The sequence below is a fragment of the Polynucleobacter sp. 35-46-11 genome (genome assembly GCF_002281105.1).
Map to the genome: position 1 here is coordinate 1 of NZ_NCFJ01000048.1, position 14078 is coordinate 14078.

Here is a 14078-nt window from a genome sequence, read left to right on the forward strand (position 1 = left end):
TTGTTTTGCGCATCAGTTAATTTGTAGCGCAGGGATACAACGGTATTTTTTTCGATCTTCATGCGTAATTCATTCAACATTGTGTTTTAAACAGCTTCTTACTGATATGACTGCATTTTACTTGAGCAAGCCCTACGATCCGCCGCAGGCGCCCCAAAACCTCCCCCTAGGTCGCCCTTGGGCTCTTCTAGGTGGAAATAGCCCTCAGCAGTTCATGAAATCCTACTGGCATAAGAGGCCACTTTTAGTACGCGGTGCCATCCCCGCCTTTGAGCTTGCAAAACAAATAGGGGAGCCTCTAGGCAGCGCAATATCCCCGGAAGATTTATACAAAATAGCGGGTGATGATTCGGTTGAGCCTAGATTAATTCAATCCAAGCCTTGGACTTTTTCGAACGGTCCATTCAAGAAAAAATCTATCCCTTCTCTCGAGATGCCGGACTGGACACTTCTGCTCCAAGGTATGGAGGCAAAACATCCTGCAGCTGCCAAAGTCCTTTCCTGGTTTCGCTTCATTCCAAATGCACGCTTAGATGATTTGATGATTAGTATTGCCGGTCTCGGTGGCGGCGTTGGCCCCCACTTTGATTCTTATGATGTCTTTTTAATTCAGATGTCAGGTCGTCGGCGCTGGCGTATTTCCGAACAAAAGGATTTAAGCTTGAATCCCAATCTTCCTTTGAAGATCTTGCGGGACTTTAAAGTTGAACAGGAGTGGGACCTAGAGCCTGGCGATATGCTTTACCTGCCACCCCATATTGCCCATGATGGCATTGCCCTAGATGCAGGCTGCCAAACCTGGTCCGTTGGCTTTAGGGCGCAAAGTTATAAAGAATTATTACAAGAAGGCCTCTGGCGTCTAGCTGAATCACTTGAAGATATTCCTGATCTAGAAAAACGTTTTGCCGATCCCCAGCAAAGCGCAACTCATGATTCAGAACAGCTTCCAGACGAACTCATTGAGCAGGTGGCTAAAAAATTAAAGGATTTAAAACTGGATCGCGTAGAGACATTTCTTCCCGGCATAACCGCCTATCTTAGCGAACCAAAACCTCAAGCCTGTTTTGATGGCATGGCAAATAATCTCTCACCCGAAGAATTTAAGCGCCAGCTTACCAAGCAAGCTCTGCATCCGCACCCCCAAACAAGGCTATTAGCCTTGGGCACCGTGATTTACTGCAATGGTGAAGATATGACTAGCAATCAACCCACCTTGATACAAGCCGCTTGGCAATCGCTAGCTGCAAGTAGGCAATTTAAGGGCACTATAGGGAAAATTGGGTCGAAGAATAGCCTTTTTGAAGCCTTTGACGCTGGCTGGCTAGTTTTTTAACCCCATATTGGGAGATGGCTATAATGAACACTGGAAAGTACCTAGGGGCTAACCCTGTACTTTCCTTGTACTAATAACCGGTTATTAATGATAATTTTTTAAGAGGAAATTACAAATGAAGAAGTCACTAGCACTCGTAGCAATGTTGGCAATCGCTTTGGCCGCTTGCGGTAAAAAAGAAGAAGCAAAACCTGTAGAAGCTGCACCTGCTGCACCTGCTACTGCTCCAGCTGCTGACGCTCCTGCTGCTGCACCTGCTGCACCTGCTGCTGCTCCAGCTGCTGACGCTAAGAAGTAATCTTCTTCTTGAAGAAAAAAAGCCGCTGAAAAGCGGCTTTTTTATTAGCTAAGTTTTTAGTCCAAATGCTTACCTAGCCATTTGCTCAGTTAGCAAAGTTAAGAGTTGGAATCCAGCCGCGGTATTTTCTGGTTTGCCATCTGCATCTTGAACATAAACGCTTGAAGAATTATCACCAGTAGATTTAACCACTACGAGATACTTCTTTGCCTTCAAGCTAGAGTCGTCCTTACTACTAAACAGGTTTGTGAAGAATCCTTTGGTATCACCCAAGTCCTTAGGGTTGACATAGCGAACGTAGTAAACGCCCTTAGCACGGTTACGGTCTTCAACAGTAAAGTTGGAACGATCTAAAGCAAGGCCTGTGTCGCGCCATGCGCGATCAAAGCCTGCAGCCATTTCAATATGGGCAGTATTAACACCTTCTTGAACCAGCTTCGCTTTTGGCGTCTTTGGGCCCAGTGGTACTGCAACCTGAGCCTTGGCCATTTCTTGCGTCATGCCCAAGCGCTCCATTAAACGAGCTAAGAATGCCGCTTCAAGCTCAGGGTCATTTGGGCGGGCAGTCCAAATAGTGGAGATACAGGCGCCGGTACCATCCGTTGTACATTTTTCAATAGCGCCGCGTTGGGTAATGTAAACCTCGGTTTCACCAGGCTTACTTACTTCAAGACGGGTCTTGTACTTATCACGCTCACCAGTGTCATAAATCGAATCTAAGGCGCCGCCAACAATATTGCGAATAAAGTCCTGCGCAATCTTGGCGCGATTCTCAGCCCAGTCTGTTTCCATGATTCCGGTTGATGGTGAGTCAATTACCAATAGGAAACCATTCTCTTGCCAGAAATCTTTGATTTGTGGGTAGAGCTCTGGGGCCGGCTTTTCAACCACCAACCAGCGTCGCTCACCATCACGAGCAATTCGCATGCCTGGAATGCCAGTCATGACATTCTTGCGAGTCTGCACAGATTTTTTTACTGCGGCATTGTATTCAGACATCGTGGCAGAGCCATCTTGAACGATATAACGACGATCTGCTTGAGCAGTGATGAGATCTGGTGGGTAAGACAAGTTAGGCCCACGAACAGCACCAGCAGACTTGTAATCAACCGTATCGTTTGTTCCTACAGACTTACATCCAAGCAAAGTAAAACTTGCAAAAGAAAGGATTAATAAGGTTGCACAATGTTGGCGCAAGAGTTGCTTCAGATTCATCATAGTAAGCCAGCCTGTTTCATTGCAGTCTTCAAAGGTTCACGCAAAGCAACGCTTAAAGGGGTTAAAGGCAAACGAATTCCCGCAGTGACTTTGCCCATTTCGTGCAGAGCCCATTTCACAGGAATCGGATTTGCCTCAGTGAACATGGCTTTATGAACAGCCAGTAATTGATATTGAATTGCGCGCGTCTTAATGACATCATCAGACATCGCTGCTTGACATAGTTCATGCATTAAACGTGGGGCGATATTTGCCGTTACGGAAATATTACCCTTGCCACCCATGAGCATCAGCATTGCCGCACTCAGATCGTCGCCTGAAAATACAGAAAAATCTTCATGTCCAGCACGCTTGAGATCGGCCAGCAATAAAGTGCCACGCTCAATGCTACCGGTAGCATCTTTGATACCGATAATGCTTGGCACTGCTGCTAGACGAACGGTAGTCTCACCAGCAAGATCAGCAACAGTTCTACCGGGAACGTTGTATAGAATCACGGGCAAATCTACCGACTCCGCAATTTTCTTGAAGTGGGCATACATGCCCTCTTGAGTCGGTTTGTTGTAATAAGGAACCACCTGAAGACTGGCATCAGCACCAACCGACTTGGCAAAATTGGTTAACTCAATTGCCTCAGTAGTGGAATTTCCACCAGTACCAGCGATTACTGGAATACGTCCAGCAATGTGGTCGACGGTTACTTTAATCAGCTCACAATGCTCCTCTACAGAAACTGTGGGTGACTCTCCGCTCGTACCAACAATGACGATTCCATCAGAGCCTTCGGCAACGTGCCAATCCAACAAGGAACGTAAGGCCGGAAAATCCAGACTTCCATCCTCGAACATCGGCGTCACAATGGCGGGCATGCTACCTACGATAGGCTTTTTACTAGCTTGGGATTGTGTTGTATTGGTCACTGAATGTGTCTGATTTATCTGAATGTTAACCACCAAATTGTAACGGAACGTACCCTTTTAAATGCCCTTTTACAGCACAAATCCGCTGAACCATGGCTGGTTTAGGCTGATCAAGGTAAATATCCTCATAGACAATCACTTTCAGGCCTGAACGCTGCGCCAAAGCAAGCAATTCCCCTGGTTTAAGCAAGAAATTAGGGTTTGATGGTTTGCCAAACTCAGCATTCCCATCGGCAAAGGTTTCATAGATTAAAACGCCACCCTCAGCCAATATTTTGGGCAATTCATCCAAATATGGGCGGTAGAGGTAATTAGTCACCACAATGGCTGAAAACTGCTGGTTCAGCAAAGGCCAGTCCGAACCCTCAAGATCTAGCTCTTGAGTTTGAATAGAGTCACTTTTAAGTAATTCCACCATGGAAATATCTTGGTCAACCGCCAGAATCTGATGGCCCAAAGAAGCTAGTAAAGCAGTATGTCGCCCAGCACCACAAGCAAGGTCAAGAACCAACCCATGCCTGGGAATAGTTAAGGCAAAACGCCTTACCCAAGGAGAGGCATCTGCGATCACACCATGTATTGCAGTCAAGGGGCGACCTTAATCGTACGCTAAGCCCATCGATTCACGGACCTCGCGCATGGTTTCTTGAGCAACCTTGCGCGCCTTGTCAGAGCCATCCGCAATAATGGAACGCAACAAGCTAGGATCATCCAAGTACTTCTGGGCACGTTCGAACATGGGTTGCTGCTCAGCAAGAATTGCATCAATCACGGGCTGCTTACACTCCAAGCAGCCAATACCTGCGGACTGGCATTCTTTTTGAACCCAGGTTTTGGTGTCTTCACTTGAATAGACCGTATGGAGTTGCCACACGGGACAACGCGCAGGATCGCCTGGATCGGTTCTGCGAACCCGAGCAGGATCGGTTGGCATCGTACGAATTGAGCGAATCACCTCTTCAGGCTTTTCACGAATGGCAATCGTATTGCCGTAAGACTTAGACATCTTCTGCCCATCAATACCTGGCATGCGCGATGCAGTGGTTAACAAAGCCTGTGGCTCTGGCAGAATAATTTTGCGAGCGCCTTCTAAGAAACCGAATAATCTTTCCCGATCAGCCATCGAAAGACTTTGCGCCTCTTGCAGCAATGCTTTAGCTTGCTCTAGTGCCTCATCATCACCTCGCTCCTGAAAAGCGACACGCAATTCAGCGTACATCTTGGCACGCTTGCTACCCAATTTTTTAACAGCCTCCAACGCCTTCTCTTCAAAACCAGGTTCACGTCCATAAAGATAATTAAAACGACGCGCCACTTCACGCGTCATCTCAACGTGTGGTACCTGATCTTCGCCTACCGGAACAAACTGCGCTCGATACATTAGGATATCGGCAGCCTGTAATAAGGGGTAGCCTAAGAAACCATAAGTCTGCAAGTCCTTCTCTTTGAGTTTCTCGATTTGGTCTTTGTAGGTTGGAACCCGCTCTAACCAGCCCAATGGAGTACCCATAGATAGCAATAAGAATAGCTCTGCATGCTCAGGCACTTTGCTCTGAATAAATAAAGTAGCTTGGTTTGGATCAACGCCACAAGCCAACCAGTCAATCACCATGTCCCATACGGATTGCTCAATAACATCTGGGGTTTCATAGTGAGTCGTTAGCGCATGCCAGTCTGCTACAAAAAAGTAGCAGGGATACTCGGACTGCAAGCGAACCCAGTTCTTTAAAACACCATGGTAATGGCCGAGGTGCAAGCTACCAGTTGGTCGCATGCCAGAGAGAACGCGTTCTGCAAACATCTTGATCTTTATTCTTTAAGGGTAATTAAAACTTATTAAGCAAATAGGAGAAATCGGTTAGTGAAATAGGGACCATACCGGGGTTAAGTGGTCTGGCAAATGAGGCAATGTGCCCAGATCAATATAACTCTCTTCGGGATCATGAAAATCCGAGCCTCGAGAAGCTAAGAATCCATAGTGCTGGGCAATCTTGCCATAGGTTTGATATTGATTGGGGCTGTGGCTACCAGTAATCACCTCAATGGCCATACCGCCGATTTCTTTGAAGTGCTTATAGAGCTCATCCATCTGCATGGCACTCAGCTTGTAACGGCCAGGATGCGCAATGACCGCAGCACCCCCAGCCCCTTTGATCCAAGCAACGGCATCATCTAAGCTTGCCCACAAGTGCGGCACGTAACCCGGTTTATCTTCAACTAAATAGTTTTTAAAGACTTGCTCAGTGTCCCGACATACGCCCTGCTCCACTAAAAATCGTGCAAAGTGTGTACGTGAAATAAGGTCCCGATTGCCAGCAAAATGGAGAGCGCCTTCATAAGCACCAGGTATGCCGGCCTTTAATAATTGCTCAGCCATTTGCTTGGCGCGATTACCGCGACCTTCACGGGTTAATCGCAAGCCCTCTAGAATTCCTGCATGGGCGGCATCAATTCCCAAGCCAACGATATGAATAGTCTGACCCATCCAGGTCACTGAAATCTCGACCCCAGACAAGTAGTCCATCCCAAGTGAGCTTGCGGCAGCCTGGGCCCTCTCTTGACCACCCAATTCATCATGATCCGTTAGAGCCCACAAACGAACGCCATTCGCATGGGCGCGTTCAGCCAACTGCTCAGGCGTTAAGGTTCCATCGGACACAACGGAATGACAGTGTAAATCGGCGTTTAGGCTGGAATTGCTGATCATGACCTTATTTTAGGTCAAGCTGGTATCAATTACCCGGCGAGGTGCATCTAGGTAGTCACGGGATTGCATCTCAATCAGGCGGGAAACCGTTCTAGAGAACTCACTGGTAATTTGGCCTTCGGTATATAAATCCACCGCAGGAACCTCTGCAGAGATGATTAATTTGATCTTATGGTCATATAGAACGTCAATCAGCCAAATAAAACGACGGGCTTCGTTGGTCATTCTAGGGGGCATATAAGGTACTCCAGACAGAATAACTGTATGAAACTGGTTGGCTATCTCCAAATAGTCATTTTGAGACCTAGGACCGCAGCAGAGGGTCTGAAAGTCAAACCAAACCACTCCCTCAGCCATATGCAGGGGTCTTAATTCACGAGATTCAATACGGAGAACTGGGCGGATCGTTTCTTTTTGATTTCCAATCAGGGTCTGAAACATTTGCATCAATATTGCGTGAGTTGCGGCGTTAACTGGTGTGAGATAAGCCTGAACTTGAGCCATCTGTACGCGACGATAGTCATTGCCTGCATCTACATTTAAGACATCAAGTTGCTCTTCCAGTAATTTGATAGCCGGCAATAAACGATCACGATGCAAGCCATTTGGATAAAGCTGACTGGGTTGGTAATTTGAAGTCATGACAAATTGGACGCGATCCTCAAACAGCGCGGTGAGCAAGCGATACAGAATCATCGCATCCGCAATGTCATTGATATGAAACTCATCAAAACAGATGAGTCGATATCTATTGGCAATTCTTTTAGATAGTTCATCCAGCGGATCAGCCATACCAGATAGCTCGTGAAGCTCGCGGTGAACCTCTCGCATGAACTCATGAAAATGAATGCGGATCTTTTTTTCCAAAGGGGATGCCGCAAAGAAGCAATCCATCAAAAAAGATTTGCCACGTCCAACACCACCCCATAAATAGACGCCTCGGGGGAGTTTTGGTTTAAAGAGTTTCTTTTTTAAGCCATTGCTACGAATTTCTTTATAAGCAATCCACTCATCTTCACAGCGCTGCAAGCGCTCAATAGCAGCAAGCTGCGCGGGATCACTTTGATACCCGCGCGCTTTTAACTCTTGATGGTAATACTCTAATGCTTTCAATTACATGTTTAACGCACGTTTATCCGTCGCCAATGCTGCTTCGCGAACCACTTCCGATAGACTTGGATGTGGATGACAGATACGAGCAATATCTTCAGCTGCCGCTTTAAATTCCATTGCTACAGCTGCTTCAGCAATTAAATCAGAAGCATTTGGGCCAATGATATGAACGCCTAAGATTTCATCTGTTTTTTCATCGGCTAAAACTTTGACAAAACCATCGGCACGATCCATGCCTAAGGCGCGACCATTAGCAGCAAATGGGAACTGACCTGCTTTGTATGCAATGCCAGCCTGCTTCAGCTGCTCTTCAGTTCTACCAACCCAAGCAATTTCTGGATCGGTATAGATCACCCAAGGAATGCAGTTGTAATCGATGTGCGGCTTTTGACCTGCGATTGTTTCAGCAACAAGCACACCTTCATCTTCCGCTTTATGTGCCAACATCGGTCCACGAACCACGTCACCCACTGCATAAACACCAGGCGCTGCGGTTGCACAAGTGTGATCGTCAATTGGAATAAAGCCACGCTCGTCCACTTTGAGACCAATCTTATCGAGGCCTAGTTTTTCGGTATTCGGAACGCGACCAACAGAAACAATTAAACGATCGCACTCTAATTTCTGAGCTTTACCTTCGCTATCAGTGTAATTAACAACTACACCTTTTTTGTCGGCCTTCACTTCACCAATCTTAACGCCCATATTCATTTTGAGGCCTTGCTTGGTAAAGATCTTATGAGCCTCTTTTGCAATACCTTGATCGCAGGCACCCAAGAAAGTTGGGAGCGCCTCAAGAATAGTCACATCAGAGCCCACACGGCGCCATACAGAGCCCAACTCTAAACCGATTACGCCAGCACCAATCACACCAAGCTTCTTCGGAATGGAATCAAACTTCAGGCCGCCTTCGTTATCGCTAATCAACACGTTATCGACAGGAATACCTGGCAAGTGACGCGCTTTTGATCCAGTAGCAATGATCACGTTTTTGGCCGTAACCACTTCTTTATCTTTGCCATCAATCTTGACTTGATATCCGTCTGCGCCCTTACCTTCAAAAGAGGCATACCCCTTTAGCAAAGTAATTTTGTTTTTGCGGAACAAGAACTGAATACCAGCAGTCATCTTGGTCACAATCGCATCCTTACGAGCGATCATCTTGCCTGAGTCAAGTTTCACTGATCCGACGGTGATACCGTGGTCAGCAACATGATGACTAATCTTCTCAAATTCTTCAGAAGAGGCCAACAGGGCTTTGGAAGGAATGCAACCAACGTTCAAGCAAGTTCCACCTAAGCGGACCTCACCCTTTGGATCGTCGTAAGCATTCGATTCAGCACAGGCAACTTTGAAGCCTAATTGTGCGGCACGAATCGCGGCGATGTAGCCACCTGGGCCACCGCCGATTACTAATACATCAAATGATTGGCTCATGTTCTTCCTTATTACAAATCAAGAAGGAGGCGTGAAGGATCTTCCAGTGCATCCTTCATAGCAACCAGACCTAGAACTGCCTCACGACCGTCAATGATGCGGTGGTCATATGACAAAGCCAAGTAGTTAATCGGACGAATCACGATTTGACCATTCTCAACCACTGCACGCTCTTTAGTTGCATGAATACCTAGGATTGCAGACTGTGGAGGATTGATAATTGGAGTTGAAAGCATGGAGCCAAATACGCCACCGTTAGAGATCGAGAATGTGCCGCCAGTTAAATCCTCTAATGACAACTTGCCTTCTCGAGCCTTAACGCCAAACTCAGCAATCTTCTTCTCAATATCAGCCAAATTCATTTGATCAACGTCACGCAGAATTGGAACTACCAAGCCACGTGGTGAGCTAACTGCAATACCGATGTCAAAGTAACCGTGGTAGACGATGTCATTACCATCAACAGAAGCATTCAACAATGGGAACTTCTTCAAAGCATGGGTAGCAGCTTTAACAAAGAAAGACATGAAACCTAGCTTCACGCCATGGACTTTTTCAAACTGATCTTTGTACTTGTTACGCATAGCGATTACTGGAGCCATGTTGACTTCATTAAATGTAGTCAAGATGGCATTGTTTGCTTGGGACTCAAGCAAACGCTCAGCAATACGAGCACGCAAGCGGCTCATTGGCACGCGCTCTTCTGGGCGATCACCCATCGGCAACGGTGCACTTGGCAAGGCAGCAGATTTTGCACCACCGGCAGAAGCATTTAATGCATCGCCTTTAGTAATACGGCCATCGCGTCCAGAACCAGAAACCTGACCAGCGTCGAGATTTTTCTCTGCGAGGATTTTTGCAGCAGAAGGTGCAGCAACTGCGCCAGATGACTTCGCTACAGGGGCAGCTTTAGCTGGAGCAGCTGCTGGGGCTGGGGCAGCTGCAGCTACAGGAGCTGCAGAAGCAACTGCAGTACTATCAATCTTTGCAATCAACTGCTCTGCTACAACAGTACCGCGGTCAGCAATCACGATCTCTGTAAGCACGCCAGCAGATGGTGCTGGAACTTCTAATACTACTTTGTCGGTTTCAATTTCAATCAAGATCTCATCTTGACCAACGGCATCGCCGACTTTCTTTTTCCATTGCAACAAAGTAGCTTCTGCTACTGACTCGGAGAGCTGGGGAACTTTAACTTCAAAAATAGCCATGATTAATCCTATTTAGTATTTGTATATTGAGCAACGTCTACGATTACTTCGTAATGACATAACCCTTTAGTTTTGCGAATGCTGCAGTAAGAAGAGACTTCTGTTGTTCTTGATGGAGATGGGCATATCCACAAGCTGGTGAAGCTGATGCTGGACGACCTGCGTATGCCAACTTCATGCCTTCAGACATGTTCTCCAAAATATTGTGCTGAACAAAGAACCAAGCGCCTTGGTTTTGCGGCTCATCCTGACACCACACAACCTCTTCTAGGTTCGGATACTTCTTCAACTCAGCAGTCAATGCTTTGTGTGGGAACGGATAGAGTTGCTCCAAACGAATAATCGCCACATCTTCAAGTTTTTTCTCGGTACGAGTTTTAGCGAGATCATAATAAACTTTACCGGAACACATTACTAAGCGAGTCACCTTCTTACCGTCGATGCTGTCATCACGCTCTGGAAGAATCGTTTGGAAACCACCCTTAGTGAACTCGGTTAACGGGGAAGAAGCTTCTTTATTGCGTAACAGTGATTTTGGTGTCATCAAGATCAGCGGCTTGCGGAACTGACGAATCATCTGGCGACGCAATACATGGAAGATCTGCGCAGCAGTCGTTGGCTGAATCACCTGCATATTGGTGTCGGCACATAACTGCATGAAACGCTCAAGACGTGCAGATGAATGCTCTGGTCCTTGACCTTCGTAACCATGAGGCAACATCATGACCAAGCCATTTGCACGACCCCACTTCACTTCGCCTGAAGCGATAAATTGGTCAATCACTACTTGAGCGCCGTTAGCAAAGTCACCAAACTGCGCTTCCCAGATAGTCAGGGTATTAGGCTCAGCTGCAGCGTAGCCGTATTCAAAACCAAGCACAGCCTCTTCTGACAGAATCGAGTCAATTACCAAGAATGGTGCTTGATCTTTAGCAATGTGTCGAAGGGGAATATAGACCCCTTCATCCCATTTCTCACGGCTCTGGTTATGAAGTACCGCATGACGATGGGTAAACGTTCCGCGACCACTATCCTCGCCAGACAAACGTACCGGGTAACCACTTGCTACTAAGGATGCGAAAGCCATGTGCTCACCCATACCCCAGTCGATATTCGTTTCACCACGACCCATAGCTGCGCGATCTTTTAGCACCTTCTCAACGAGTGGATGAACCTGGAAACCCTCACGGACTGTTGAGACTCTCTCTGCCAAGCGCTTCCACTCAGTTAATGGAATTGCGGTATCGGCTTCATCAGTCCATTTCTTATTTAAGAATGGTGACCAATCTACGGCAAACTTGCCCTTGAAGTTACTCAACACTGGATCAGAAGTTTGCTTGCCCGCATCCATGGCGGCGCGGTATTCCTTGACCATTAAATCGCCAGTGCCGGCAGGCAATACACCTTGAGCCTCTAACTTATCGGCATAGTGCTTGCGTGTGCCAGGATGAGCGGCAATGATTTTGTACATCAAAGGCTGAGTCATTGCTGGAGAGTCTTGCTCGTTATGACCGAGTTTTCGGAAGCAAACAATATCAATTGCAACGTCTTTGTGGAACAAGCTGCGGAACTCAACCGCCAACTTCGTTGCCAACACCACTGCCTCAGGATCATCGCCGTTCACATGTAATACCGGCGCATCAATCACCTTCATGATGTCGGTGCAATACAAGCTTGAACGTAAATCGCGTGGATCCGATGTAGTGAAACCAATTTGGTTATTAATCACAATGTGAATCGTGCCACCAGTGGAATAGCCACGAACTTCAGCCATAGCCAAAGTCTCTTGCATGACTCCTTGGCCTGCGATTGCCGCATCACCGTGCACTAGTACGGGCATCACTTGCTCACCCAGCATATCTCCACGACGCTCCATGCGGGCACGGGCAGAACCCTCTACTACTGGGTTCACGATTTCTAAATGGGATGGGTTGAATGCCAATGACAAATGCACTGGACCAGCCGGGGTAGAAATATCGCTTGAAAAACCTTGGTGGTATTTCACATCACCAGCAGGCAAGGTCTCTGGGCCCTTGTGCTCAAACTCAGCAAATAAATCGGTAGGCATCTTGCCTAAAGTATTTACCAGTACGTTGAGACGACCGCGGTGAGCCATACCAATGACGATTTCTTGAACGCCCTTGGCGCCGGCCTCACGGATTAACTCATCCATACAGGCGATGAAGCTTTCACCACCCTCGAGTGAAAAGCGTTTCTGACCAACATACTTAGCCTGGAGGTAGCGCTCCAAGCCTTCTGCCGCGGTTACGCGATCAAGAATCTGACGCTTTTGATCTACATTGAAATGTGGGGTTGAGCGAATTGATTCCAATCTCTCTTGCCACCACTTTTTAATCTTTTGGTCAGCAATAAACATGTACTCAGCACCCAAAGTGCCGCAGTAGGTTTGACGCAATGCTTGCAATAAATCACGCAAGGTCATCTCGTTTTTACCGAAGAAGGTATTGCTGGTATTAAAGACGATATCCATATCGCCATCACCAAAGCCATAAAAGGCCGGATCTAATTCAGGAATATCTGGACGCTCTGTGCGCTTCAACGGATCAGTATCCGCCCAACGATTACCGACGTTACGATACGCCGCAATCAACTGTTGAACGGCAACGCGCTTGCGACCCATGGCAGAGTCGGCCGAATCGGCGGACACTGTACGAATGGGGCCCTGCTTCGCGCGCTCTGCAAATGAAGCAACAATAGGTCCATGAGCAACATCAGTTCTAGATGAACCATCGACCGCTGGAATTTGCTTCACATTATCAAAATAGTCTCGCCAATGATCAGCTACAGAAGCCGGATCGTGCAAGTAGGATTCGTAGAGTTCCTCTACGTATGGGGCGTTTCCGCCGAAGAGATAGGAGTTATCTCTTTGATCCTGCATCATGATGCTCACCTTTCATCGGGTTTCCCGAATAAAAACTGTGGTTAAAACCATTCGCTCTACGGCTAAACCGCTTTACGAATTGATCTGTGCGAATACTCATACAACGGTGCTAATTTAACACGATTACCCATTGATTCATAAAGGGCTTTCCCTGATTTTGGGGCTTTTGGGGGTATTTGCCCATATGAGTCCCGAATAAGAATTTTCCTACTCTGATTTAAACCGCTCCTGACAGATTCCCCAAGAGTTGATTCGTATTCTCTAAATCTTCAAATGAATTAATGAGATTAAGGACATATGAAAGCAATTACCCCTGATTTGGAATATCTAAGCACCCGCCAAAGCGCAAAAGTACTGCAGGTGTCCCTTGGCACTGTCCAGAAAATGGTTGAATTGGGAGAATTAATCGCCTGGAAAACTCGTGGGGGTCACCGCCGTATCCTGGCAAGCTCACTTGATCAGCAGCTTGCTCGCCGCAAAAGGGCTATGCGACAAAAGACCACTCAAAACTGTATTGCCATGGGGATATTTAGGCGAGTGGAAAATAGCCATGAATTAATCGAATCTATTCAATGCTGGCAACTAAAAGTAGAAATGGAAGTATCCGTGGATAGCCTAGAAGGCCTCATGAAAGCAGTTTCCATTGCACCTGACTTAATATTTCTAGATGCCCTAATACCGCCAGTTGAGCAGGTTCATCTGATACATTATTTGAGTAAAAACAAGGATACACAACGTATTCCTATATTAGTAGATGAGGGATTTATTCGCCTTCACCCAGGGGTACTGGGTCTGGCCGATGAAAACACTGTAGGTGTGAGGTCGCAGTACCCAGAAGTCCCTTTTTTTTACCCGTTTACCGGAATCCCTGTCTAATCTTCAGCTTCGGAATCGGCTACTGGAGGTTTGCTGGCGACATGGCGTTCCATTACCGCGGCA

12 protein-coding genes are annotated in these 14078 nt (G+C 46.9%); 3 read left to right on the forward strand and 9 right to left on the reverse strand.

Features of this window, described 5'->3' with window-relative positions:
- The first annotated feature begins 106 nt into the window (after positions 1 to 106).
- Together B7Y67_RS05820 and B7Y67_RS05825 are read left to right on the forward strand one after the other, a co-directional pair.
- Entirely contained in the window at positions 107 to 1333 is a 1227-nt protein-coding gene (locus B7Y67_RS05820; RefSeq protein WP_293597817.1) for a cupin domain-containing protein, read from the forward strand.
- A 115-nt stretch (positions 1334 to 1448) separates the two neighbouring features.
- On the forward strand, positions 1449 to 1631 hold the full coding sequence (locus B7Y67_RS05825) for a hypothetical protein (protein WP_293597818.1): 183 nt from the start codon (positions 1449 to 1451) through the stop codon (positions 1629 to 1631).
- A 69-nt stretch (positions 1632 to 1700) separates the two neighbouring features.
- On the opposite strand, the gene bamC is transcribed toward B7Y67_RS05825, so the two are convergent.
- The 9 genes from bamC to B7Y67_RS05870 form a co-directional block, all read right to left on the reverse strand.
- Entirely contained in the window at positions 1701 to 2846 is a 1146-nt protein-coding gene (gene bamC / locus B7Y67_RS05830; RefSeq protein ID WP_293597819.1) for an outer membrane protein assembly factor BamC, read from the reverse strand.
- On the reverse strand, positions 2846 to 3718 hold the full coding sequence (gene dapA / locus B7Y67_RS05835) for a 4-hydroxy-tetrahydrodipicolinate synthase (RefSeq protein WP_293597828.1): 873 nt from the start codon (positions 3716 to 3718) through the stop codon (positions 2846 to 2848). The genes bamC and dapA overlap by 1 nt, the downstream gene beginning before the upstream one ends.
- A gap of 76 nt (positions 3719 to 3794) precedes the next feature.
- Positions 3795 to 4358 carry a bifunctional 2-polyprenyl-6-hydroxyphenol methylase/3-demethylubiquinol 3-O-methyltransferase UbiG gene (locus B7Y67_RS05840; RefSeq protein ID WP_293597820.1) on the reverse strand — a complete coding sequence of 188 codons (564 nt, stop codon included), beginning with the start codon at positions 4356 to 4358 and terminating at the stop codon, positions 3795 to 3797.
- Positions 4359 to 4367: 9 nt separating this feature from the next.
- On the reverse strand, positions 4368 to 5570 hold the full coding sequence (locus B7Y67_RS05845; protein WP_293597821.1) for a tryptophan--tRNA ligase: 1203 nt from the start codon (positions 5568 to 5570) through the stop codon (positions 4368 to 4370).
- Positions 5571 to 5627: 57 nt separating this feature from the next.
- Positions 5628 to 6476: a 3',5'-nucleoside bisphosphate phosphatase gene (locus tag B7Y67_RS05850; protein ID WP_293597822.1), complete on the reverse strand. Its 849-nt coding sequence runs from the start codon at positions 6474 to 6476 to the stop codon at positions 5628 to 5630.
- A 9-nt stretch (positions 6477 to 6485) separates the two neighbouring features.
- Positions 6486 to 7589, reverse strand: coding sequence for a cell division protein ZapE (gene zapE, locus B7Y67_RS05855; RefSeq protein WP_293597823.1), 1104 nt, complete (start codon positions 7587 to 7589; stop codon positions 6486 to 6488).
- The gene (lpdA, locus tag B7Y67_RS05860) at positions 7590 to 9026 is read right to left on the reverse strand and encodes a dihydrolipoyl dehydrogenase (protein ID WP_293597824.1); all 1437 of its coding nucleotides are present in this window, start codon (positions 9024 to 9026) and stop codon (positions 7590 to 7592) included. It lies immediately after the preceding gene.
- Positions 9027 to 9037: 11 nt separating this feature from the next.
- Positions 9038 to 10237 (reverse strand): 2-oxoglutarate dehydrogenase complex dihydrolipoyllysine-residue succinyltransferase, encoded by a 1200-nt coding sequence (gene odhB / locus B7Y67_RS05865; RefSeq protein WP_293597825.1) that lies wholly within the window; start codon positions 10235 to 10237, stop codon positions 9038 to 9040.
- 43 nt (positions 10238 to 10280) lie between these two features.
- Positions 10281 to 13139 carry a 2-oxoglutarate dehydrogenase E1 component gene (locus B7Y67_RS05870; RefSeq protein ID WP_293597826.1) on the reverse strand — a complete coding sequence of 953 codons (2859 nt, stop codon included), beginning with the start codon at positions 13137 to 13139 and terminating at the stop codon, positions 10281 to 10283.
- 297 nt (positions 13140 to 13436) lie between these two features.
- On the opposite strand from B7Y67_RS05870, the gene B7Y67_RS05875 reads away from it, so the two are divergent.
- Positions 13437 to 14015, forward strand: a complete 579-nt coding sequence (locus B7Y67_RS05875; protein ID WP_293597827.1) for an excisionase family DNA-binding protein — start codon at positions 13437 to 13439, stop codon at positions 14013 to 14015.
- Positions 14016 to 14078: the final 63 nt, after the last annotated feature.